The sequence below is a fragment of the Musicola paradisiaca NCPPB 2511 genome, from assembly GCF_000400505.1.
GTDB classification, from domain to species: domain Bacteria; phylum Pseudomonadota; class Gammaproteobacteria; order Enterobacterales; family Enterobacteriaceae; genus Musicola; species Musicola paradisiaca.
Genome location: NZ_CM001857.1, coordinates 1785948 through 1809804 on the forward strand (window position 1 = coordinate 1785948; position 23857 = coordinate 1809804).

The window sequence follows — 23857 nt, forward strand, 5'->3', positions numbered from 1 at the left end:
CTCGATCGTAAATTCCCACGGTGTTTTATGTTCCAATAAAATAAATAGCCACCAGTTTTCTTCTTTTTTCCATCCATAAAGTTTCTCCGTATTTGTCATGCTAACGCTGTATATCTTTAATATCGAACAGCGCAAACAGGAACAGCCGTAGTGGCAGATGATAGCGATCTGGAGAAAACAGAAGCTCCTACCCCCCACCGAAAGGAAAAAGCTCGAGAAGAAGGTCAAATCCCTCGCTCGCGTGAGCTAACGTCCATCATGATGTTGGTCGTTGGGTTGGGTATCTTGTGGATGGCCGGAGATATTGTTGCCCGCCGTCTAGCGCTATTGCTGAGCCAGGGGTTGTTTTTCACCCATGAAATGATCAGTGACGACAAACAGATGCTCAAACATATGTTGGGCCTGCTCAAGTTGGGAGGCTCGGCCTTGGTTCCTATTATCCTGGGGACGGTTGTTGTAGCAATCGCCGCTCCGGTCATGCTGGGGGGGTTGATTTTTTCTACCAAACAGATGGAGTTCAATCTGAATAAGTTGAACCCCATTTCTGGGATAAAACGTTTAGTGTCATCGCAGATGTTGGCGGAACTGTTTAAGGCTATCCTCAAGGCTGTGGTCGTCGGGGGCATTACCAGCTTATTCCTATGGCATAATTGGCAGGATATACTGCGGCTGGTGTCTGAACCACTATTCAGTGCGGTGACTGATTCGTTACATTTTGCGATTTTTTGTGGTTTTTTTGTACTTATTGGTTTGATCCCAATGGTCGGATTTGATGTGTTCTGGCAGATATGGAGCCATCTCAAGAAATTGAGAATGAGCAAACAGGATATCCGTGATGAATTTAAACAGAATGAGGGTGATCCCCATGTCAAGGGCCGCATTCGTCAGTTGCAGCGAGCTATGGCCCAGCGGCGTATGATGGCAGATGTGCCTAAAGCGGATGTAATCGTCACCAACCCGACGCATTATGCTGTGGCCTTGCAGTACAATGAACAAAAAATGAGTGCACCGAAAGTGCTTGCGAAAGGTGCCGGAGAGATAGCCTTGAAAATCAGAGAATTAGGTAATGAGCATAAGATACCTATTCTTGAGGCTCCTCCGCTGGCCCGGGCACTGTATAAACATTCCGAGATTGGCAAGAATATTCCTTCCACTCTTTATGCCGCAGTTGCGGAAGTTCTTGTCTGGGTCTACCAGATTAAGCGCTGGAAACGTGAAGGAGGGATTGTCCCTCGTAAACCAACGAATTTACCTGTGCCAGATTCACTGGACTTTGCTAAAGAGAACATAATTGATGGCTAATCTGGCTTCATTGCTGCGCCTGCCAGGCAATTTCAAAGATACACAGTGGCAAATATTAGCAGGACCCGTGCTGATCCTGATGATTTTGTCAATGATGGTGTTGCCATTACCACCGTTTATCCTTGATTTGCTGTTTACTTTCAATATCGCATTATCCGTGATGGTTCTACTCGTCGCGATGTTTACGCAGCGCACGCTGGATTTTGCTGCTTTCCCGACGATCCTACTGTTCTCAACATTGTTGCGTCTTTCGCTTAACGTAGCGTCTACCCGTATCATTCTGCTGGAAGGGCATACTGGGGCGGCAGCGGCTGGGCGGGTGGTTGAAGCATTTGGTCATTTCCTGGTCGGAGGCAACTTTGCCATCGGGTTGGTGGTTTTTATCATACTGATACTTATAAATTTTATGGTAATTACCAAAGGTGCCGGCCGTATTGCGGAAGTGGGTGCCCGTTTTGTTCTTGACGGTATGCCAGGTAAGCAGATGGCGATCGATGCGGATCTTAATGCCGGCCTGATTGGTGAGGCTGACGCTAAGCGCCGTCGTTCAGAGGTCGCTCAGGAAGCTGATTTCTATGGTTCAATGGATGGTGCGAGTAAGTTTGTGCGTGGCGATGCCATCGCCGGGCTGGTTATCATGGCCATTAATGTTATCGGAGGACTGCTGGTCGGGGTTCTTCAGCATAATATGCCGCTTGGTAAGGCCGCAGAAAGTTATACCTTGCTGACCATCGGCGATGGGTTAGTTGCCCAAATACCTGCATTGGTTATTTCAACTGCAGCTGGTGTTATTGTTACTCGGGTAAGCACGGATCAGGATGTCGGCGAACAGATGGTGACCCAACTGTTCAATAACCCGCGAGTGATGGTTCTGAGTGCTGCAGTGTTGGGGTTGATGGGGTTGGTACCCGGAATGCCCAACTTCGTGTTTTTGTTGTTCACGACTATTTTGCTTGGCCTGGCGTGGTGGATGCGTCATAGCGAAGAGAAAAAAGCTGCTCAGTCTGCAGTAGAGCCAACTAAAGCGGAAAGTCAGCAGCCTCAGATTGTTGAAGCCAATTGGTCTGATGTACAACTTGAAGATCAGCTAGGACTGGAAGTTGGTTACAGATTAATTCCTATGGTTGATTTTCAACAGAATGGCGAATTGCTGGGGCGAATTCGTAGTATCCGGAAAAAATTTGCACAAGAAATCGGATTTTTGCCTCCGGTTGTGCATATTCGCGATAACCTTGAGCTTCAACCGGCTAGCTATCGTATTTTTATGAAAGGGGTCGAGATCGGAAGCGGTGAAGCGCATCCAGGTCGTTGGATGGCCATTAATCCGGGAAATGCGGTTGGTAAACTTACCGGTGATATTACAAAAGATCCTGCGTTTGGATTACCCGCGGTATGGATTGACAGCGCGTTGAAAGATCAAGCGCAAGCTCAAGGATATACCGTGGTCGAGGCCAGTACGGTGGTTGCAACCCATCTTAACCATTTGCTTAATGTTCATGCCAGTGATCTGTTTGGTCGCCAGGAGGCCCAGCAGTTGATGGATCGGGTGTCAAAAGAGATGCCTAAGCTGACGGATGACTTTATTCCTGGGGTCGTGACGCTGACTGTATTCCATAAGGTTATGCAGAATTTGCTGGCGGAGCGTGTGTCTATTCGTGATATGTACACGATTTTAGAAACGTTGGCTGAACATGCCCCAGTGCAGAAAGATCCGAATGAACTCACTGTGGTTGTTCGTGTTGCATTGGGACGTGCAATCACTCAGCAATGGTTCCCTGGGAAAGATGATATACAGGTTATCGGTCTTGAATCGACGCTGGAGCGCGTACTGTTGCAGGCACTACAAAATGGCGGAGGGTTGGAGCCTGGGTTGGCCGATCGTTTGTTAAGTCAGTCTCAGGATGCAGTGCAACATCAGGAAATGCTTGGTGCACCTCCTGTACTGCTGGTCACTCATGCATTGAGACCACTATTGTCGCGTTTTCTCCGACGTAGCCTGCCACAACTTGTTGTGCTGTCTAATCAGGAGATTACGGATACTCGTCAGATCCGGATGACATCGATCATCGGCGGAGCTGGCAACAAGTGAAGGGCATCTGGTTAATATTTGGACTGCTGGCATCGGGCTATGTGCTTGGTGTCGGTAAGTCGCCTGTCTGGGACGGTGCAAATATTTACCTAGGACAAAAAGGGGTTGTTTATCGTTCGGCTATGCTGCAATCGAATGGGATGTTTCCAGAACGCTCGACGGTAACGTCAGTAGTATGGCGTTACAATCTGAGTTCTTCCGCTATACCGTCCCGTTTTTCGTCGTCACTCTGTACTTCCGACAGGTGCATCCGGCTGGACGGCGCTAGCGGTAAAACGCTGGCGTTTGAAGGTGTCCCTGCAAATCGACCATTCTATTTTGTGTTTTATATTCCTGGGAAGGGGGCGCTAAGGCCACCGATGACAGTTTTGCGTTATGAGGTGATGGTTAATTACCATAACTAATCGATTGGCTAATTTTTGGTATTGAGTTGCGCTCGAAAATGTTGACGCGAATCAGACGCTGAATTTCCTGCCAAGCTTATCGCCAGTGCGTGTTTGTCCATCAGGGCCATAGATGTCCTGACGCTTTTTCTTCTCAAAAAAAGCCAAGGCATCCTGTGTATTCTTCAGATGAGCATCGAGCAACATGCCATTACGTCTATTGTCGCGGCTTAACTCTTTAGTGATAACGTAAATTTTATTCCAGGCCGCATTAAGAGAAGAACTCTGGCTGTATGGAGGGGAAATTGATAATTCTTTTTCCAGTCGTAAGCGCTGAGTATCGTAATGCTTGAGACTAGCCAATTGTTCATTTTTCTTTTCAGTCAATCGATGCAGAAAAGCTGGGTTTATCTGAAGAGCGCTCAATTCAGCCTGTTCCTTAGACAGGATATCCTGAAGTAAAACCAAAGAATTGTGTATGGTTTCAAGTAGCTCTTCTAACTGCATTGCTTCGTTACCTTCTACTTCGATATTCAAATATCAGATTGTGCTTCATTCAAGAGAGCATCAGCAATCTTGCCTACATCAATCTGAAGCTTACCATCTTTAATGGCTTGTTTGATCGACTCAACTTTTTCCAGGTCAATATCCTGACTGCTTGGCTGCATCAGACGAGATTGCGCTTCGCTCAAGTTGACCTGGGTTTGCTCTGTTTCGCTATTATCTGTTACAGACGATGTCTTACCTTTGGTACTTTGCAAAAGTCCCGAGTCTTTATTTTGTATTGATTTCACACCGGAAACTGGCCGGGTACTATCGATGCTCATAGATCCTCCAATATTGCTGGATAAGCGCCGGGAATAATTCCTACTGTGATTATCGGCACATCATGTGGAACCTTTAATTGTCACTGTATAATTCGTACCAGACCCTTTTCAGCCGCGATACCGCTGATGATTTGCCCAGAATCCATGCGCACTCTAACTTTATCATTTACTGCTGCATTTTCCAGCGCTTTCCCTTCGCTGTTGATACTGAATCCAGTACCGGAAACGACGACTTGTACCGGTTCTCCCATTTTTATCGCCCAGGCGCTTCGGAGCATTTTTGCGGAGATGGCTTGCCCGGCGCCAAGCATTCTGGTTGTCACATTACCAATAGCTTCAGCCGGAGTGGTGATCGGTGCTGTTGTCAATAAATCAATTCGCCCCCTTGTTACAGCGATGTCGTCAGCCTGGATCTGATGCCGGGTTGGTATTGTTTTAGCGGCGACGACATAGGGTGCGATAACCTGAACATCGGCTTGTAGAAAATAACGCTGGCTATCACATGTCACCCTGATGTTGATGTTTCCCCATAATTTTTTGTTGGGCGGTAGGACGAAATGCGGTGTTGTGCAGGGTGATAATCTATTTAGCGGCGTTCGTACTGCGACGGAAATCTCTGATGATGGAACTGTAATTTGGCTTTGTATAAATGCTTTTAGTGCCGCAGTAACATTCTCCCCGCCTGAAGCAAAGGAAGGTATTGGTGCCAGGGCGAAGAGTAAAAACGCGACTGCACAAAAGGACAGATATGAACTTGCTGCTGTTTTGCTACGTATTTTGTTCACCAAAGCCTATTTCACCCATCATCTGAGAACACAAATCAAAATATTGCATGACATTGTCGATTCAAGTGCTCGCAGTCTAGCGTGATAGTGCGTTTATCAAACGGGAAAATAGCTACTCATTTCACCGTTATTCCAACGATAAAGTTAGCGTGCGGAGTTTATGCTGTTTATCGTCACTCTACCTTAATCTTTTTTCCTAAGGGAAAAGTATGCTTGACAAAATCGATGCGTCGTTTCGTTTCATGCAAGAGGCTTTGAATTTACGGGCTCAGCGCCAGGAGATTCTTGCCGGTAACATCGCCAATGCGGATACCCCGGGCTATCAGGCTAGGGATATCGATTTTGCCAATGAGCTCAAAAAAGCGATGAAACAAGGGCGTACATCAGAAAGTTCGCTTTCTCTGACGACGACGTCGGTTCGGCATATTGAAGTATCTGGCGAATCGTTTCCTGATTTGAATTTGTTGTATCGGGTGCCCGATCAGCCAGCTCTGGATGGAAATACCGTTGATATGGATAGAGAGCGCACGAACTTTGCTGATAATAGCTTGCGTTATCAAACAGATCTCACTCTGCTGGGCGGTCAGATCAAGAGCATGACGTCAGTGTTACAGGATAAATAACCGTTATGTCATTAACCAGTATCTTTGAAATCTCAGGTTCGGCGCTTACCGCGCAATCGCAGCGTATGAACGTAAGCGCCAGTAACCTGGCAAATGCGGATAGTGTCACTGGGCCTGACGGTCAGCCCTATCGCGCCAAGCAGGTGGTTTTTAAATTGGCTGCAACCGAAGGCCAGGAAATCGGTGGAGTCAGGGTCGATGACGTTGTCGAAGATCCCTCCCCGGACAAGCTGGTTTACCAGCCGGGTAATCCGTTAGCTGACCAGCGTGGCTATGTCCGCATGCCTAATGTGGATGTGGCGGCAGAAATGGTTAACTCCATTTCCGCATCGCGCAGCTATCAGGCTAATGTCGAGGTTCTTAATACTGCCAAAACGTTGATGCAAAAGACATTAACGCTGGGCCAGTAATATAGCAGGGGAGGGAAGGCTATGAGTGTTGCAGTTTCACTTACCGAATCGAGCAGTAGCAGTACCACAACATCTTCAACATCAAGTACGGGAAGCAGCAGTTCAGATCTCCAAAATGAGTTCATGACGCTTCTGGTAGCACAGTTGCAAAACCAGGATCCGACGGATCCTATGGATAACAGCCAACTGACAACGCAATTGGCGCAAATCAGCATGCTCAGCGGTATCGAAGAGATCAATACCACTCTGGGTTCAATTACCAGCCAGCTTGATACTAACGAAATGCTGCAGGCTTCAACACTGATTGGTAATGGCGTCCTGATCGAAGGCAATAGCATTACTGTGGGTGATGACAGTTCCACGACGGCTTTCGGCGTCGAGTTGGATAGCGCTGCAACCAGCGTCGTCGTGACGATCAAAGATTCCAGCGGTAATACGGTAAGAACGGTAGACCTAGGGTCGCAGAGTGCGGGCATTCAGACTTACAGCTGGGATGGCACTAACGACAGCGGCACCGCAGTGGATGCAGGTTCTTATACCTATACGGTAACAGCGACATCCTCCTCTGGCTCTACCGTTACTGCAACCCCGCTAAAATATGCATTGGTTTATGGCGTCAATACGGATTCCAGTGATGCAGTGCTTAATCTGGGGCTTTCAGGAACTGCCTCGCTGAGTGACGTAAAACAGATCATTTAAGTTGGTATCAATCCTCCTTAAGTGTGAGTTGTCACTGTAATTTGGTTATTAACTATTCAGGAGAGCCTCGAAATGGGTTTTTCACAAGCGGTAAGTGGATTGAATGCTGCTTCCAGCAATTTGGACGTGATTGGTAACAACATCGCCAACTCCGAAACGACGGGATTTAAATCAGCAAGTGTCTCGTTCGCAGATATTTATGCAGATTCTGCTGTAGGGCTGGGGGTTAAAGTTGCATCCGTAACACAGAACTTCACTGATGGTACGGTGGAATCAACTGATGTCGGCACGGACGTCGCTATATCAAAAACCGGTTTCTTCCGGGTTACTGATGATAGTGGGTCCGTATATTACACACGCAATGGTGAATTTACGCTGGATTCGGATCGTAATCTGGTGACAAAAACCGGGTACTATGTGACAGGGTACGCAGCTACAGGTACTCCTCCGAGCATCGCCTCAGGCTCCCAACCAACAGTGTTGAATATTTCGTCCTCGGGCATGGCGGCAAGTGCTACCAGCACAGCCAGTTTCTCTGCGAACCTGGACTCTGGTGAAGATGCAATCACCACGACCTTCGATGCAACAGACTCAAGCACATATAACTGGACTCAGTCGCTGACAACGTATGACAGTCTGGGTAACGTTCATACCGTCAACTTGTATTTCACCAAAACGGCAGACAATACCTGGGAAGTACATGCGTTGGACAGCAGCGATTCTTCGGCGACTGCACAGGATCTGGGGGCTATTTCTTTCAGTACCAGTGGGCAGATCACCGGGACGACTTCTTTCAATATCAGCACCAATTCGCTGAATGGTTCCGCCGCGAATACTTTTAGTATTGATTTTACGGGGACCACTCAGCAGAACTCGGACAGTAGCGTTAATACCAAGAGTCAGGATGGTTATACCGCTGGCAGTCTGACGTCCTATACCATCAATGATGACGGTACAATTACAGGTACCTACTCTAACAGTCAGACTCAATTGCTCGGGCAGATTGTCCTGGCCAGTTTCTCTAACCCACAAGGTTTGTCATCGCAAGGTGATAACGTGTGGTCTGAAACGTCTGCTTCGGGACAGGCGCTGCTGGGTACAGCGGGAACCGGCGTATTCGGTACCTTGACCAGTGGTGCATTGGAGTCGTCAAACGTTGATATCAGTCAAGAACTGGTCAATATGATAGTTGCTCAGCGTAACTATCAGTCCAACGCGCAAACGATCAAAACACAGGATGCCATCCTGAATACTCTCGTGAACCTGCGTTAATAACAGAAGCAAGGTAGAAATATGGATCATGCCATATATACCGCGATGGGTGCGGCGAGTCAGACACTTGATCAGCAGTCGGTCATCACGAACAACCTCGCTAATGCCTCTACGCCAGGCTTTAGGGCTCAGTTGAGCGCCATGCGTGCCGTGCCTGTTGATGGCCCGACATTGCCGACAAGAACCTTGTCGATAGCATCCACACCGGGTGCTGATATGTCGCAAGGGCCTCTGGATTACACGTCACGGCCTCTTGATGTCGCTGTACAGAATGATGGCTGGTTGGCGGTACAACTGCCGAATGGTGAAGAAGCATATACCCGCAACGGCTCTATTCAGATCGACCCGACGGGGCAATTGACTATCCAGGGATTCCCGGTTGTCGGCGATGCAGGTCCGTTGGTTGTGCCGACGCAAGCCAGCATCACTATCTCTGCGAACGGTACGGTTGCCTCACTCGGGGATGGCGATTCGCCTAATACGGTTGCTCAGGTAGGTGCCCTGAAGCTGGTCAAAGGGGATTCGACTCAGTTGGTGCGCGGTGACGATGGCCTTTTCCATGTTTCTCCTGCTGCGAGTCAACAGGTGGGGAATGCCCTGCCTGCTGACCCTACGGTCAGAGTGATGCCGGGCGTGCTTGAAGGCAGTAACGTGAATACTGTTGAGTCTCTGGTGGACATGATTGGCAGTGCAAGGCGTTTCGAGATGCAAATGAAAGTGATTGCAAGCGTCGATCAAAACGCGGAAAGCGCCAATAAACTGTTATCCGTAAGCTGATAAATTTTTAAGGGTAAACATATGATTCGTTCACTTTGGATTGCCAAGACTGGCCTCGACGCCCAGCAAACCAATATGGATGTCATTTCCAACAACTTGGCAAACGTTAGTACCAATGGTTTCAAGCGTCAGCGTGCGGTATTTGAAGACTTGCTGTATCAAACTGTTCGCCAGCCGGGAGCTCAGTCATCGGATCAGACAAACCTTCCTTCAGGGCTGCAATTGGGGACTGGGGTTCGCCCGGTTTCGACTGAGCGGTTGCATAGCCAGGGCAATTTGGAACAGACAGAGAACACCAAGGATATCGCCATTAATGGCCAGGGGTTTTTCGAAGTGCTGATGCCGGATGGCACCACGGCTTATACTCGTGATGGTTCATTTCAATTGGATGCTAATGGTCAGCTGGTCACTGCCAGCGGTTATACCGTGCAGCCGGCGATCACTATTCCCACTACGGCCCAAACAATGACAGTCGCACGCGATGGCACCGTCAGTGTAACCCTGCAGGGGCAGACGGCATCGACGCAGGTGGGGCAGTTGACGTTGAGCACGTTTATCAACCCGGCCGGCTTGCAGAGCCTGGGTGAAAATCTGTATCAGGAAACGCAAAGCTCCGGGGCGCCGACTCAGTCGACTCCTGGGCAGAATGGCGCCGGTGTTCTTTATCAGGGTTACGTCGAGACATCTAACGTCAATGTGGCGGAAGAACTGGTCAGTATGATTCAGGTTCAGCGTGCCTATGAAATAAACAGTAAGGCTGTTTCTACGTCTGATTCCATGTTGCAACGTCTGACGCAAATTTAAGAACACATATTTATGGTGTTAATTAGAAAAAAAATGCTGATTTGCATGAAGGATCAACGCAGGAGAAGGGAGGTGGCCGGCCGATCAGTATTGCTGGTTTCGGCGGCCATCGCGCTTGCCGGGTGTGCATATATGCCGCACAAAAACCTGGTTGAGGGCGACACAACCGCGCAGCCCGCCCCGGCCGTTATGTATGCCACCAATGGTTCTATTTTTCAGACTGTCCAGCCGATGAATTATGGCTACCAGCCATTGTTTGAGGATCGCCGTCCTCGCAATGTGGGGGATATTCTTACCATCACGTTGCAGGAAAATGTGAGTGCCAGTAAGAGTTCGACCGCCAGTGCCTCACGGGATGGTTCAGCAACCAGCACCGTGACGACGGCTCCCAGAATGTTGCAAGGGCTGTTTGGTAATCAACGCGCCGATTTGGATGCCGCAGGTACAAATGACTTTACCGGCAAAGGGGGCGCTACGGCGAGCAACACTTTTACCGGCACGATTACCGTGACGGTCAGAGAGGTGTTAAGCAACGGCAACCTGAAAGTTGTCGGGGAAAAGCAGATAGCCATCAATCAGGGAGCGGAATATATCCGTTTTTCTGGCGTGGTTAATCCTCGCACGATTACCGGAACGAACTCGGTTGTTTCCACTCAAGTTGCTGATGCCCGTATCGAATATGTTGGTAAAGGTTATATCAATGAAGCTCAGGAAATGGGGTGGTTGCAGCGCTTCTTCCTGAACGTTGCACCATTTTAAGAGGTTTATCATGCGGGTAAGGTGGTTAACACTTTTCTTTATCACGTTATCGCTAATGCTGTCGTTGACGGCTAGCGCTGAGCGTTTGCGTGATTTGGTGGATATCCAGGGAGTGCGCGATAACCCGCTGATTGGATATGGGCTGGTGGTTGGTTTGGATGGCACGGGCGACCAGACGACGCAAACCCCCTTTACGACACAGAGTTTGACCAACATGTTGTCCCAATTAGGTATCACTGTTCCCAGTGGTACGAACATGCAGTTGAAAAACGTGGCGGCGGTGATGGTGACGGCTAATTACCCGCCATTTGCCCGAGCCGGTCAACGCATTGATGTTGTCGTATCTTCGTTGGGATCAGCCAAGAGCCTGAAAGGCGGGACGTTGGTATTGACGCCGCTGAAAGGGGTGGATAATCAGGTCTATGCCCTTGCACAGGGAAATCTGTTGGTGGGGGGGGGCTGGCGCTTCTTCTGGGGGGAGTCAGGTAAAGATTAACCAGTTGTCCGGTGGGCGAATTAATAGCGGGGCCATTATCGAGCGCGAATTGCCAAGTACGTTCGGCACCAGTAATCGTTTGATCCTGCAGTTAAAGGATGACAATTTCAGTCTGGCCCAGCGAGTGAGTGATGCGGTGAATCGCTATGGTGCATCGGGTTCCGCCAGAGCGATAGACGGCAGAACCATCGAAGTCACTATTCCCGCTAACAATACGCAGCAGGTTCGGTTCCTGGCCCAGATTCAAGATATCAACATTGATGTCGGCGAAATGGATGCCAAAGTGATCATCAATTCCCGGACGGGGTCGGTGGTGATGAATCGCAACGTGACTCTTGATTCTTGCGCGGTCGCTCAGGGCAATCTCTCGGTTGTCGTAAATAATCAGCAAAATGTCAGTCAGCCCAATACACCGCTTGCCGGCGGTCAGACAACAGTGACCCAGCAGACGCAGATTGATGTCAGGCAAGAAGGCGGTGCATTGCAGCGCGTGAATGCCAGCGCCAATCTTAACAGTGTCGTTCGAGCGTTGAATGCGCTAGGTGCAACGCCGATGGATCTAATGTCGATTATCCAGGCGATGCGCAGTGCAGGCTGCATTAAAGCCCAGGTGGAGATTATCTAAATGATTCCGCTTGATAAATCCGTCGACCAGCAAGCATCTGCAGCGTATGACGTAAAGTCGTTGAATAAGCTGCGTAATGACGCGGGGAAAAGTGACCCCGCAGCATTAAAAAAGGTTGCACAGCAGGTTGAAGGGCTATTTGTCAACATGATGCTGAAGAGTATGCGATCCGCATTACCTCAGGATGGAATCATGGATAGTCAGCAAACCCGCATGTTTACCAGCATGTACGATCAGCAGATATCGCAGGACTTGTCTGCCAAAGGTCTGGGGCTTGCCGATATGATGGTGAAGCAGTTGGGGAAAAATTTTAAGGGAGAAGTAGGCGATGATGTCGGTAAAACGGCAATGCCGCTGACATCGGATGATTTTTCCCCAACGGCACTAACGCCTGCATTGGCAGGCGAGTTGATGCGCCGCTCTGGCCAATCGTCAGATCGTGAAGGTGATGGCCGCGAATATTCAGAACTTCCCCCGGTATCGGCCAATTTTACCGATAGACTTTCGATTCCTTCCATGATTGCAAGCCTGAAAACCGGTATCCCACATTATCTCATTATGGCTCAGGCTGCGCTGGAGTCCGGGTGGGGGAAAAAAGAGATCATGACGTCAGAGGGGAAAACCAGTCACAATCTGTTTGGTGTTAAAGCGGGAAACAGTTGGGATGGGAAAGTCACGGAGATATGGACGACGGAGTTCGAGAATGGGCGTTCGTATCGGGTAAAAGAAAAATTTCGAGTATATGATTCCTACCTTGAATCTATTAATGACTATATTTCTCTGCTGACCAATAACTCGCGTTATAAAGATGTAGTCAATGCAGGTAATGCCGAAGAGGCTGCCTATGCTTTACAACGTGCCGGTTATGCTACTGATCCGCGGTATGGCGATAAACTGGTTCAAATCATCGGGCAGATCAAAAACGTTTCTCAAAAAGCAGTCAAAGCGTATACCCACGATATAAGCGGCTTATTTTGAGTGCGCTTTTTTTGTTTTTGGTGCTCAAGTTTCGTGTTGTGCTGCCGATACTTGAATCAAGTGTCATTGTCGATACAAATCTTTAATAAAAGGGAAGCTCATGAGCAGTTCTTTAATCAGCATTGCATCTTCCGGCCTGAAAGCCGCTCAGGTAGCTCTCAGTACCACATCGAACAATATTAGTAACTCTAGTACGGATGGCTATAACAGACAGAGTGTTTCTCTGGCGCAGACATCCGGGACCACCAAGACATATGGAACGGTAGGCAATGGTGTTTCCGTTGTATCTGTTGATCGTGCATATGATTCTTTGGTTGTTAGCCAGCTTAGAAGCGCCTCAAGCACTTATCAGGCTACTAGTGCTTATTATGAACAAGTTTCCCAAATTGACGACTTGCTGTCAGACAGTGATAGCAGTATTTCGACACTGATGTCTTCGTTTTTTACCGCACTGGAATCGTTAAGTGAAAATGCAAGCGATACATCTGCTCGTCAGACGGTGATCAGTAGCGCCGAAAGTATGGTTAACCAGTTTGTGAGTACCGATCAATATTTACGTGATATGGACTCTGCCATTAACTCTTCGATTTCAAGTAGCGCAGATCAAATTAATAGCTACACACAGCAAATAGCGACATTAAATAAACAGATTTCCCAGCTTGGCACGTCTGGCAGCGCTGCAAATCAGCTTCTTGACCAGCGGGATCAACTTATCAGCGAGCTTAACGATATCGTCGGTGTTGATGTGACGACGCAGGACAGTATGGTATCGGTAAGTCTTAAGAATGGGTTAACTCTGGTTCAGGGCGATACGTCCTACAGCATGAAGGCTGTGACTTCAAGTAGTGATTCTTCGCGCACTGTGCTTGCTTATGATACTGGTGTTGGCGACCCTATCGAATTAGACGAAGATGATTTGCAGAGTGGTAGCGTTTATGGCCTGCTTAACTTTCGCTCGTCAGCGTTGGATAGCGCCAGAGATCAGTTGAACCTGATTGCGCTTACGCTGGCCGATAGTTTCAATACGCAGCATAAAGCGGGTATTGATCTTAATGGCGACGCAGGTACCGATTTCTTCTCGTTCTCTTCGCCGACAGTGGTTAGCAATAGCAATAACAGCGGGAGTGCCACGTTGACCGCCAGTTATACCGATACTTCCTCTGTTCAAGCCAGTGATTATGTTCTGAGCTACAAGAGCGGTTCGTGGTCAGTCACCAAATCATCTGACGGTTCAAGCGTGAGCTATACGACAGGGTCAGATTCCAGTGGTAATACGACGTTGAGTTTTGATGGTGTGGAGATTACGGTAAGCGGCTCTGCCAGTTCGGGTGATAAATTCACACTGAATACGGTGAGTGACGTGATTTCAGACCTGTCAGTCGCCATCAGTGATCCGGCTTTGTTGGCTGCCGGGCAGGACGATTCCAGTACTGGAGAGAGCGATAACCGTAACGCATCGGCATTATTAGATCTGCAGAATAGTAAGCTTATCAATGGTAATACTACATTAAACAGTGCTTATGCTGCGCTTGTCAGTGATATTGGCGTTAAAACAAGCGGTGCTGAAACCAAGAGTGAAACGCAGTCGACGATTGTCGATCAATTGACGGAAAAACAGCAGTCTGTATCAGGTGTAAATCTGGATGAAGAGTACGTCGATCTGCAGCGTTATCAGCAATACTATACTGCGAATGCCAAAATACTGAGTACAGCCAATACTATTTTCGACTCACTGCTGTCGGCAATTTCCGGTTGATTGGTAAATATCTCCAGGCAGTATATTGGCTCGAATTGATTACGAATATAGAGGACGAAAATCATGCGTCTGAGTACCGCAATAATTTACAAGCAGAATCAGCAGAGTGTCAGCAATTCATACTCACGATATCAAGAGTCGTCGGTTCAGTTGTCAAACCTGCAAAAGGTTAATTCGCCTTCGGACGATCCTGTCGCTTCTGCCCAGGCCGTTATTCTGGCACAGACTCAGGCAAGCAGTGCTCAGTATGCAACATCTCGTTCTTCTGCATCGAATAGCTTGAAGCTTGAAACGACGACATTGGATCAAGTTACTGATGTTATTCAGAATATCCAAACTTTGATCGTTGAGGCTGGTGATACGACGTACAGTGACACTGATCGTCAGTCTTTGAAAACGGAATTGCAGGGTTATAAAGATCAGCTTCTCGGTCTGGCCAATAGTACAGATTCTAACGGCAATTATATTTTTGCCGGTTATAAGACAGATACAGCACCGTTTTCTGAAGATACCACTAGCGACCCGAGTGTTATCAGTTATGTCGGCAGCGATACGGCAATCAGCCAGAAAGTGGATGCCAGTCGGACAATGACGGTTGGTGATACGGGGGATGATGTCTTTGGTGATATTTTTACCCACATTAATAATGTATTGGATGCGTTAGACATTTCGCTTGATGATACCAATGGTGACAACACCAATATGGATACCTATACGGCTGCACTCGGTACAGCAACTACAGGAATGTCCGATTCGCTTGATGGTGTTCTCACCATTCAGGCTTCTGTTGGAAGCAAAATTAACGAATTAGATACTCTTGATAGTGCTGGTGATAGCAAGGATCTTATCTATTCTGATTTGATGACCAGCCTGAAAGGCGCTGATGCGACTGACTGGTACGATATTATTGCTGAGAATACGTTGAGAAAAGCTACGCTGCAGGCGGCTTATACGGCTTTCTCATCAATGCAATCTTTGTCGCTATTCGAAATGAATAGTTGATATTTAAAGATTTTATGGTTTTGAATACGCTTAAACCGGGCGTATTTCTTTTGGCTGTATCGTTTGTTTTACCAAAATGAACGATACGCCGTTTTTTGTTTATAACAGATGTACCTGCTATTGATGATATTTCCTCTGGTAAGGCATTGATTGCAGAAAATTTCGCTTCCGAAGCAAAAGTACGGTGCTATGGATATAAGTTGATATGTGTAAACTTTTATCAGTTGTTACCGATAATGTATAAACGAACGGATGAAATCTCTGAAAGGGCTGAATAATGGCAACGACAACGAGTAGTACGAGTTCATCAACCAGTACTAGCACATCGACAAGCAGCTCAGGACTGGTATCTTCGCTTGGCGTTGGTTCGGGTCTTGACTTGAGTTCTCTGTTGGAGTCTCTGCAAGAAGTCGAAGATCAGAAACTTACGGCGATTACGACTAAACAGACCAGTTATGAAGCGAAGTTGACGGCCTACGGTACGCTGCAAAGTGCGCTGGAGACGTTTTCAACCGCGACGGAAGCACTGTCGGATAGTTCGCTTTATACAACGAAAAAAACGTCAACAAACACATCCTTCACGGCTACTGCTGAATCAACTGCTTCAACTGGCAGCTATTCTGTTCAGGTCACTCAGTTGGCAACCGCCCAGACATTGGCGAGTGCAACGCAAAGCAGTAAAACTACCGAACTGGGCGATAGCAGCCTGAGCAGTCGCACAGTGACGATTACAGTGGGTAGTAATACAGCAGTTAATGTCACGCTGACAAATTCTCAAACTACTCTCTCGGGGATTGCCAGTGCGATTAACTCAGCTAAGGCTGGTGTAACGGCGAGTATTATTCAATCGGGTGATAGCAGTTATCAGTTGACTCTGACTTCTGACGACACTGGTGAAGCGTCAACCTTTACCGTCAGCAGCGATGATACGACGTTAAACGGTATCATCGGATATGATGGTGATAGCACGTCCACATCGAATGGGATGACGGAACAGGTTGCCGCACAGAATGCGAAGCTAACGGTTAACGGTATTTCCATTGAGCGAAGCAGCAATACTGTCACGGATGTTCCTGCGGAAGGCGTAACGCTTGAACTTTCTTCGGTGTCTTCATCTGCCGAAACGTTGACCGTCAGCAAGAGCATCACGGATGCAGTGAGTGCAGTGAGCGATTGGGTTGATGCCTACAATACATTGCTCAGTTCCTTTGCCACTTTATCGAAATATACGTCGGTTGACGCTGGTGAGTCGCAATCTAGTGATAATGGCGCATTGGTTGGTGATTCAGTCCTTAGTTCAATTAAAACCCAACTTAAGTCATTGCTGAGCCATGCTCAAAGCAGCGATACGTACAAAGTAATCACGCAACTCGGTATATCCATTGAGTCGTCTTCGAAAGATGACAATGACAATACCATTTACGGTACCTTGTCGCTTGACGACGAGACATTAATCAATGCGTTGACTGAAGATGCGTCTGCAGTATCGGATTTCTTTGTAGGGAATGGCAAAACCACAGGCCTGGCAACCCAGATGGTTTCGGCTATTTCAACCTATACCGACGACGACGGGGTGATTGATGGCGCGGAGGAAGGCGTCCAGTCGATTATTGATAAATTGGCGGATAACTATACAGCCACTCAGAGCCAGATTGAAACCAGAATGGCGCGTTATAAAAAACAGTTTGTGGCATTGGATGTTCTGGTATCTGAACTTAATTCTACCTCAGATACGCTGACATCTATGTTCGACCAGCTGACGAGTTCCAGCAGTTAATAAAATAGTATAGAGGCACTGATGGCAGCAACAATGTATGGTTCGCAAGCATATGCTCAGGTTGGACTGGAAAGTGGTGTAATGAGCGCCAGTCCTCATAAACTGATCACTATGTTGTTTGATGGGGCTATCAGTGCTCTCGTTCGGGCTGATATTTTCATGGAGCAAGGCGATACTGTTGCGAAAGGGAATGCCATAACAAAGGCCGTAAGAATCATTGATAGTGGCCTGTTGGCTTCCTTGGATATGGAAAAAGGCGGAGAGATAAGCACTAACCTGGCGCAATTATATGATTATATGATTCGGCAATTATTGAATGCTAACCTACGCAATGACCGCGAGTTGCTACAGGAAATAACAGAATTGTTGCGGGGAATTGCGGATGCCTGGAAGCAAGTCGATCCAGTTAGTCCTAATACCGAAGGGTAATTCTGAATTCTGATAGGTTCATTATACGGCTTACATAATTTTCATATGATAAGACGGAATGACAAATGATATCAGTGATACAGAGCCGTCAATATAGTATAGATCCAGGAAAAGACTAATGGATGCCCACAAATCAGCCCTTATTTGTTACCAACAAATACTAGAATTAAGCGATCGCATGTTGCAATTGGCGATGCAGTCAGAGTGGGAAAAACTTATCGAATTAGAACAGGAATACCTGAGCGCAGTGAGTAAGCTGACATCACTGATTGAGGGAAAAAATCTGACCCTTACACCGCTCGATCAGGAACGCATCAAAGTGTATCTGGAAAAAATCCTTAATAACGAACAAACTATACGGGATAAACTACAAGCGCGGATGGATGAGCTAAGAGAATTGATTGGTCAATCTACCCGTCAACAGTCTGTTAATGCTGCATATCATAAATTCTCAAGTGGTAATTCGATGCTTCCTGGTGGTGGCAAACGGTAAGATCGAGTAACAGTCATTCTCGTTCCTCGTTATTTCAACTGTAATACCAATTATAGTTTGTCGAGTTAGCCATGTTTGAGCAGTGTATTTACACTTTGCTGGTTTAATTTGAATTTAATACTAAACAGCATCATGCATAATAAAAAACGAGAGTGGATAATATCCGCACTCGTTTTTTATTACAAATACACTCCGAGTTCGGAGGTTAGATGCGTGATCTGCGACATTCAGACGGACATGTTCATGATTTCCTGATAGGCGGATACCAATTTATTTCGAACCTGAACTCCCATCTGCAACGATAATGACGCTTTCTGCAAGTCAACCATGACATCGTTAAGTGCGATGCCTTTTTCGCCCAATTCATATTGTTGAGCCTGAGTTTTAGCCGTTTCCTGCTGTTGGCTGATTTTATCCAGCGCGGATTTCATCTCTTGCGCGAAACCAACACCTGCCGCAACTTCATTTGTATCAACGGAAGTGCTGGACAGGTTGGTTGATGCCGCCTGTGTTGCTACAGATTGCAGTTGGTGCAGAACAGATTCAATTCCTTGCACTGACATTTTCAAGCCCCAAGAACAGTCATGGATAATTGGTAATCAATGTACCAGAATACCTGGCACCCTAAGCGCTTAAATAGCTATAAAAACATTTGCTAATTCACCCATAGAATTGTGCTGTGCAGGGAAATAATATATCGCCCAAACCAGAAAGGTGAACGCTTAAGCTGCTAAACAGCCATTGCTTATCAGGGAGTCTATTTTGTTTTTATCAATAACTATCAAAATGTTAATTGGCAGGAAGAGTGCATGAGCTCCGTGAAAAGCAGTTCGCCCGCGATGAGTATGAACGGATTTACTGCTGTACTTAATCGGCTACGCGCTAACCTAAGAGTGCCACTGCTTATTGCTGCGGCATTTGCGGTAGCCGTTGTGACAGCATTGGCTTTATGGGCTAAAAGTCCTGATTATAGAGTGCTTTACAGCAATCTTAACGATCGTGATGGTGGCGAAGTCGTCACTCAACTGACGCAAATGAACGTGCCATATCGTTTTGCTGACAATGGCGGTGCGATACTTATTCCCTCCGACAAAATTTATGACACCCGTTTGCGACTGGCGCAACTTGGGCTACCGAAAGGCGGTGCCGTAGGGTTTGAACTGCTTGATCAAGAGAAGTTCGGGATCAGCCAGTTTAGTGAACAGATTAATTATCAACGCGCGCTGGAAGGCGAATTGTCCAGAACGATTGAGACGCTCGGTCCTGTTCATAGCGCCCGCGTTCATCTGGCTATCCCTAAACCTTCGCTTTTTGTCCGGGAACAAAAATCACCGTCAGCCTCGGTGACGCTGAACCTGCAACCAGGCAGAGCGCTTGATGAAGGGCAGATTAACGCCATTGTTTATATGGTTTCCAGCAGTGTCTCTGGGCTGCCGCCTGAGAATGTAACGGTTGTCGATCAAAACGGTCGTCTTTTGAGCCAAACGGATGCGGCGGGACGTGATCTGAACGCGGCGCAGCTCAAATATGCGACGGAAGTTGAAGGTCGTTATCAGCGTCGTATCGAGGCCATTCTGACGCCAATCGTCGGTATGGGGAATGTGCATGCGCAAGTGACGGCTCAGATCGATTTTTCAAACCGTGAGCAAACCGACGAACAATATCAGCCCAATCAAACACCGAATCAGGCTGCTGTGCGTTCGCAGCAATCAAGTCAAAGTGAGCAATTGGGTGGTAGAAATATTGGCGGCGTACCTGGTGCATTGTCGAACCAGCCGTCCGCAACACCAACGGCACCGGTTACTACACCCGGCAATCAGACCAATCAAAATAATGCCAGTCAGACAAATGCGGCGAACAATGCCAGCGCTGGCGCACAGGCGGGGACGTCCGCTTCAGGGTTACAGTCTTCAAATACTCGTCGGGATTCGACGATCAACTATGAGGTTGACCGGACGATTCGTCATACCAAGCAAAGTGCGGGCAATGTCCAGCGTCTTTCTGTGGCGGTAGTTGTCAATTATGCGCTGAATAGCGAAGGTAAGGCTGCTGCATTAAGTGAAGAGCAGGTTAAGCAGATCGAATCTCTGACCCGTGAAACAATGGGATTCTCAAGTGATCGGGGCGATACCCTTAATGTTGTGAATGCGCCGTTCAATGAAGTGACGGATGGTAGCGGAGAATTGCCCTTCTGGCAGAAACAGGCGTTTCTTGACCTCGTAACCAGCATTGGCAAGTGGCTGTTGGTTTTGCTGGTCGCCTGGATTCTGTGGCGCAAAACAGTACGACCTCAGATGCAGAAACGAGCCCAACAGCAGGCACTTATGGAAGGGCTCTCCGCCGCAAAACAGGAAGAGGATATTGTTGTCCAGCTTAGTCGTGAGGAGCAGGAACAGCAGCGGAAATCGCAGCAGCGTGTCCACGCTGAAAATCAGAGCCAGCGAATTCGTGACCTGGCTGAAAGCGAACCGCGCGTCTGCGCCTTGGTTATTCGCCAATGGATGAGTACTGAACTATGAGTCTGACTGGAACTGAAAAAAGCGCCATCTTACTGATGACGATTGGTGAAGATCGCGCCGCGGAGGTCTTTACTCACCTGTCTGCGCGTGAGGTTCAGCATGTAAGTGCCGCCATGGCGAATATGAAACAGATTTCCAATAAAGAGCTGATGGAAGTGCTACGGGAGTTTGAGGCTGAAGCGGAACAGTATGCTGCGCTTAGCGTCAATGCGGGCGATTATCTTCGCTCTGTACTGATCAAAGCCTTGGGTGAAGAGCGTGCGGCGTCATTGCTGGAGGATATCCTTGAGAGCAAGGAAACCTCTTCTGGTATGGAAACGCTCAACTTTATGGAGCCGCAAATGGCGGCCGATCTCATCAAAGACGAGCATCCGCAGATTATCTCGACCATTCTTATCCACCTGAAGCGTGCCCAGGCTGCAGATATCCTGGCCTTGTTTGATGAACGGTTACGTAATGACGTCATGTTGCGTATTGCCACGTTTGGCGGGGTGCAGCCTGCGGCTTTGGCTGAATTGACCGAAGTGCTCAATGGCCTGCTAGACGGCCAAAATCTCAAACGCAGCAAGATGGGCGGTGTTCGTACTGCAGCCGAGATTATTAACTTGATGAAAACGCAGCAGGAAGAAGCGGTTATCGAAGCTGTGCGTGAGTTTGATGGCGAACTGGCGCAAAAAATCATTGATGAAATGTTCCTGTTTGAGAATCTCGTCGATGTCGACGATCGCAGTATTCAGCGCCTGTTGCAGGAAGTGGAGTCCGAATCTCTGCTGATTGCACTGAAAGGGGCAGACGATGCATTGCGGGAGAAATTCCTGCGCAATATGTCGCAGCGTGCGGCTGAAATCCTGCGTGACGATCTGGCAACGCGCGGGCCGGTACGTATGTCGCAGGTCGAGAACGAGCAGAAAGCCATTCTGCTTATTGTTCGCCGACTTGCCGACAGTGGTGAAATGATAATTGGCGGTGGTGACGACGCTTATGTCTAATCATTCGAACGAGTTGCCGTGGCGCCCCTGGAAACTGAAGGACCTGAGTGAGCCGGTTCTTCCGGTGTTGGACGAGCCTCTTGATGCAGCCCCGCAGTTTACCGAGGTGGATTCTGAACCTGATAACAGCCTGGAGCTGTTGCGTGAGCAAGTACAACTGCGAGCGCAGGAAATTGGTTATCAGGAGGGGCATCAAAAGGGGTATGAGGAGGGATTCCGGCAAGGCGTTGAAGCAGGTCGCCAGCAGGGTGTGGAGGAAGGACTGAAGCAGCAGGAGCCTTTGGCTGCTCAAATGCAGCAGATGGTGACTGAGTTTCAACAAACGCTCGATTCTCTCGATAGCATCATTGTTTCCAGACTGATGCAAATGGCATTGACTGCGGCGAAACAAGTCATCGGGCAATCACCGGTTTGTGATGGTTCTGCACTGCTTAACCAGATACAGCAAATGATTCAGCAAGAGCCTTTATTTAGCGGGAAACCTCAACTTCGGGTTCATCCGTCCGACATGGAGCGAATCGAGCAGCATCTCGGGCCAGCGCTGGCTGCTAATGGCTGGCGTTTGTTGGCCGATAACCAATTACATCCGGGGGGATGTAAGATCAGTGCTGATGATGGCGATCTGGATTCCAGTATCGCAACACGTTGGCATGAGCTGTGTCGGTTGGCCGCGCCGGGGGAATTATAATGACTGTGCGGCTCTCTCGCTGGCTCTCAACGCTGGATTCCATCGAAAAAGGATGGCATCTACTCCAACTGTGCGTCGTTATGGGCGCTTGACCCGCGCAACGGGATTGGTACTTGAAGCCACCGGATTACACCTGCCGCTGGGGGCTACTTGTATGATTGAGCGCCCTCATGGCGATTTGATGCAGGAAGTTGAAAGCGAAGTCGTCGGTTTTAATGGGCAGAGATTGTTTCTGATGCCGTTGGAAGAAGTGGATGGCATCGTTCCTGGCGCCCGTGTCTATGCCAGAATTGGTGGAGATAATGAAGGGCAGGGGAAAAAATTGCCACTGGGCATGTCGTTGTTGGGGCGCATCCTTGACGGTGCGGGTAAGCCTCTTGATGGGTTGCCGCTTCCTGAAACAGGGTACCGTGCGTCGTTGACAACGCCACCGTTCAACCCACTGCAGCGGACGCCGATTGATCATGTACTTGATGTGGGTGTGAGAGCGATCAATGCGCTATTGACGGTGGGTCGCGGTCAGCGAATGGGGCTATTTGCCGGCTCTGGCGTAGGGAAAAGTGTCCTGCTCGGCATGATGGCCCGGTATACGCAGGCTGACGTGATTGTCGTTGGGTTGATCGGAGAGCGTGGACGAGAAGTCAAAGATTTTATTGAAAATATTTTAGGCGCTGAAGGGCGATCTCGTTCTGTAGTGATTGCTGCGCCTGCGGATGTGTCACCTTTGCTGAGAATGCAGGGGGCGGCCTATGCGACCCGGATTGCGGAGGATTTCCGTGACAAAGGGTATCATGTGCTGTTGATTATGGATTCGTTGACACGCTATGCGATGGCGCAACGTGAGATTGCATTGGCGATCGGTGAACCTCCAGCGACGAAAGGCTATCCGCCATCCGTATTTGCGAAATTGCCCGCACTGGTTGAACGTGCCGGTAATGGGATTCATGGGGGCGGGTCGATTACGGGGTTTTACACCGTGTTGACCGAGGGGGATGACCAGCAAGATCCTATCGCTGACTCCGCCCGCGCGATACTGGATGGACATATTGTGTTGTCGCGTCAGCTCGCTGAATCAGGACATTATCCTGCGATTGATATTGAAGCGTCGATTAGCCGTGCAATGACATCGTTAATCGACGAATCACATTACGCAAAAGTGCGACAATTTAAACAGCTATTATCGGTATACCAGCGTAATAAGGATCTAATCAGTGTTGGCGCCTATGCCGCAGGTAGCGATCCTCTGCTTGATAAAGCGATAAAGCTTTATCCACGTATGGAAAGCTTTTTACAGCAGGGTATGTATGAACGGTGCGACGAAGATCATGCCCTACAGCAGTTAGGCGAGCTCTTTACTGTGTGACGGTAGTAGCGG

The 23857-nt window shown here is 48.3% G+C and carries 23 protein-coding genes and 2 pseudogenes; 21 read left to right on the plus strand and 4 right to left on the minus strand.

The features are described 5' to 3' along the window. The first annotated feature begins 150 nt into the window (after window positions 1–150). Genes flhB through DPA2511_RS24230 form a run of 3 tightly spaced genes read left to right on the plus strand, consistent with a single transcriptional unit; the run spans window position 151 to window position 3795 of the window. Entirely contained in the window at window positions 151–1302 is a 1152-nt protein-coding gene (gene flhB, locus DPA2511_RS07840; RefSeq protein WP_012765136.1) for a flagellar biosynthesis protein FlhB, read from the plus strand. Beyond that, the gene (flhA, locus tag DPA2511_RS07845) at window positions 1295–3391 is read left to right on the plus strand and encodes a flagellar biosynthesis protein FlhA (RefSeq protein WP_012765137.1); all 2097 of its coding nucleotides are present in this window, start codon (window positions 1295–1297) and stop codon (window positions 3389–3391) included. The genes flhB and flhA overlap by 8 nt, the downstream gene beginning before the upstream one ends. Window positions 3392–3432: 41 nt before the next feature. Then, a complete protein-coding gene (locus DPA2511_RS24230) occupies window positions 3433–3795 on the plus strand; it encodes a flagellar protein FlhE (protein WP_226376648.1) in 363 nt (120 codons plus the stop codon). A 51-nt stretch (window positions 3796–3846) separates the two neighbouring features. Here DPA2511_RS24230 and DPA2511_RS07850 read toward each other — a convergent pair whose 3' ends face one another. The 3 genes from DPA2511_RS07850 to flgA all read right to left on the minus strand — a co-directional run bounded on the left by DPA2511_RS07850 (window position 3847) and on the right by flgA (window position 5386). Then, a complete protein-coding gene (locus tag DPA2511_RS07850; protein ID WP_012765139.1) occupies window positions 3847–4281 on the minus strand; it encodes a flagella synthesis protein FlgN in 435 nt (144 codons plus the stop codon). 26 nt (window positions 4282–4307) lie between these two features. Then, on the minus strand, window positions 4308–4601 hold the full coding sequence (gene flgM / locus DPA2511_RS07855) for a flagellar biosynthesis anti-sigma factor FlgM (protein ID WP_012765140.1): 294 nt from the start codon (window positions 4599–4601) through the stop codon (window positions 4308–4310). An 80-nt stretch (window positions 4602–4681) separates the two neighbouring features. Further along, window positions 4682–5386: a flagellar basal body P-ring formation chaperone FlgA gene (flgA, locus tag DPA2511_RS22740; protein WP_012765141.1), complete on the minus strand. Its 705-nt coding sequence runs from the start codon at window positions 5384–5386 to the stop codon at window positions 4682–4684. Window positions 5387–5595: 209 nt separating this feature from the next. On the opposite strand from flgA, the gene flgB reads away from it, so the two are divergent. The 14 genes and pseudogenes from flgB (at window position 5596) to fliT (ending at window position 18286) form a co-directional block, all read left to right on the plus strand. Further along, complete coding sequence (flgB, locus tag DPA2511_RS07865) at window positions 5596–6009, plus strand: flagellar basal body rod protein FlgB (RefSeq protein ID WP_012765142.1); 414 nt, start codon at window positions 5596–5598, stop codon at window positions 6007–6009. A 5-nt stretch (window positions 6010–6014) separates the two neighbouring features. Further along, the gene (gene flgC / locus DPA2511_RS07870) at window positions 6015–6419 is read left to right on the plus strand and encodes a flagellar basal body rod protein FlgC (RefSeq protein ID WP_012765143.1); all 405 of its coding nucleotides are present in this window, start codon (window positions 6015–6017) and stop codon (window positions 6417–6419) included. Between the two features lie 21 nt (window positions 6420–6440). After that, window positions 6441–7118, plus strand: coding sequence for a flagellar hook assembly protein FlgD (locus tag DPA2511_RS07875; protein WP_012765144.1), 678 nt, complete (start codon window positions 6441–6443; stop codon window positions 7116–7118). A gap of 72 nt (window positions 7119–7190) precedes the next feature. Next, window positions 7191–8390, plus strand: a complete 1200-nt coding sequence (flgE, locus tag DPA2511_RS07880; RefSeq protein WP_012765145.1) for a flagellar hook protein FlgE — start codon at window positions 7191–7193, stop codon at window positions 8388–8390. Window positions 8391–8411: 21 nt separating this feature from the next. Next, entirely contained in the window at window positions 8412–9167 is a 756-nt protein-coding gene (locus DPA2511_RS07885; RefSeq protein ID WP_012765146.1) for a flagellar basal body rod protein FlgF, read from the plus strand. Window positions 9168–9188: 21 nt separating this feature from the next. After that, window positions 9189–9971 (plus strand): flagellar basal-body rod protein FlgG, encoded by a 783-nt coding sequence (gene flgG, locus DPA2511_RS21310; RefSeq protein WP_012765147.1) that lies wholly within the window; start codon window positions 9189–9191, stop codon window positions 9969–9971. Between the two features lie 45 nt (window positions 9972–10016). Next, on the plus strand, window positions 10017–10730 hold the full coding sequence (locus DPA2511_RS07895) for a flagellar basal body L-ring protein FlgH (protein ID WP_051122241.1): 714 nt from the start codon (window positions 10017–10019) through the stop codon (window positions 10728–10730). Window positions 10731–10740: 10 nt separating this feature from the next. Further along, a pseudogene (locus tag DPA2511_RS21315) lies at window positions 10741–11851 on the plus strand (flagellar basal body P-ring protein FlgI). Continuing rightward, window positions 11852–12829, plus strand: a complete 978-nt coding sequence (gene flgJ, locus DPA2511_RS07905) for a flagellar assembly peptidoglycan hydrolase FlgJ (protein WP_012765150.1) — start codon at window positions 11852–11854, stop codon at window positions 12827–12829. A gap of 100 nt (window positions 12830–12929) precedes the next feature. Beyond that, entirely contained in the window at window positions 12930–14585 is a 1656-nt protein-coding gene (gene flgK, locus DPA2511_RS07910; RefSeq protein ID WP_012765151.1) for a flagellar hook-associated protein FlgK, read from the plus strand. 63 nt (window positions 14586–14648) lie between these two features. Continuing rightward, the gene (gene flgL, locus DPA2511_RS07915) at window positions 14649–15587 is read left to right on the plus strand and encodes a flagellar hook-associated protein FlgL (RefSeq protein ID WP_012765152.1); all 939 of its coding nucleotides are present in this window, start codon (window positions 14649–14651) and stop codon (window positions 15585–15587) included. 277 nt (window positions 15588–15864) lie between these two features. Then, a complete protein-coding gene (gene fliD / locus DPA2511_RS07920) occupies window positions 15865–17364 on the plus strand; it encodes a flagellar filament capping protein FliD (protein ID WP_012765153.1) in 1500 nt (499 codons plus the stop codon). A gap of 21 nt (window positions 17365–17385) precedes the next feature. Beyond that, on the plus strand, window positions 17386–17793 hold the full coding sequence (fliS, locus tag DPA2511_RS07925) for a flagellar export chaperone FliS (protein WP_012765154.1): 408 nt from the start codon (window positions 17386–17388) through the stop codon (window positions 17791–17793). A gap of 118 nt (window positions 17794–17911) precedes the next feature. Further along, complete coding sequence (gene fliT, locus DPA2511_RS07930; RefSeq protein WP_012765155.1) at window positions 17912–18286, plus strand: flagellar protein FliT; 375 nt, start codon at window positions 17912–17914, stop codon at window positions 18284–18286. A 227-nt stretch (window positions 18287–18513) separates the two neighbouring features. Here the strand turns inward: fliT and fliE are convergent, their stop codons facing one another. Further along, window positions 18514–18849: a flagellar hook-basal body complex protein FliE gene (fliE, locus tag DPA2511_RS07935; protein ID WP_012765156.1), complete on the minus strand. Its 336-nt coding sequence runs from the start codon at window positions 18847–18849 to the stop codon at window positions 18514–18516. Between the two features lie 246 nt (window positions 18850–19095). Here fliE and fliF point away from each other — a divergent pair, with 246 nt between their 5' ends. The 4 genes and pseudogenes from fliF to fliI all read left to right on the plus strand — a co-directional run bounded on the left by fliF (window position 19096) and on the right by fliI (window position 23845). Further along, a complete protein-coding gene (gene fliF, locus DPA2511_RS07940) occupies window positions 19096–20805 on the plus strand; it encodes a flagellar basal-body MS-ring/collar protein FliF (RefSeq protein WP_012765157.1) in 1710 nt (569 codons plus the stop codon). Beyond that, window positions 20802–21794 carry a flagellar motor switch protein FliG gene (gene fliG, locus DPA2511_RS07945; RefSeq protein WP_012765158.1) on the plus strand — a complete coding sequence of 331 codons (993 nt, stop codon included), beginning with the start codon at window positions 20802–20804 and terminating at the stop codon, window positions 21792–21794. The genes fliF and fliG overlap by 4 nt, the downstream gene beginning before the upstream one ends. Beyond that, window positions 21787–22482: a flagellar assembly protein FliH gene (gene fliH, locus DPA2511_RS07950; RefSeq protein ID WP_012765159.1), complete on the plus strand. Its 696-nt coding sequence runs from the start codon at window positions 21787–21789 to the stop codon at window positions 22480–22482. The genes fliG and fliH overlap by 8 nt, the downstream gene beginning before the upstream one ends. Next, window positions 22482–23845: pseudogene (fliI, locus tag DPA2511_RS21320) on the plus strand (flagellar protein export ATPase FliI). The gene fliH and the pseudogene fliI overlap by 1 nt, the downstream one beginning before the upstream one ends. Window positions 23846–23857 lie beyond the last annotated feature (12 nt).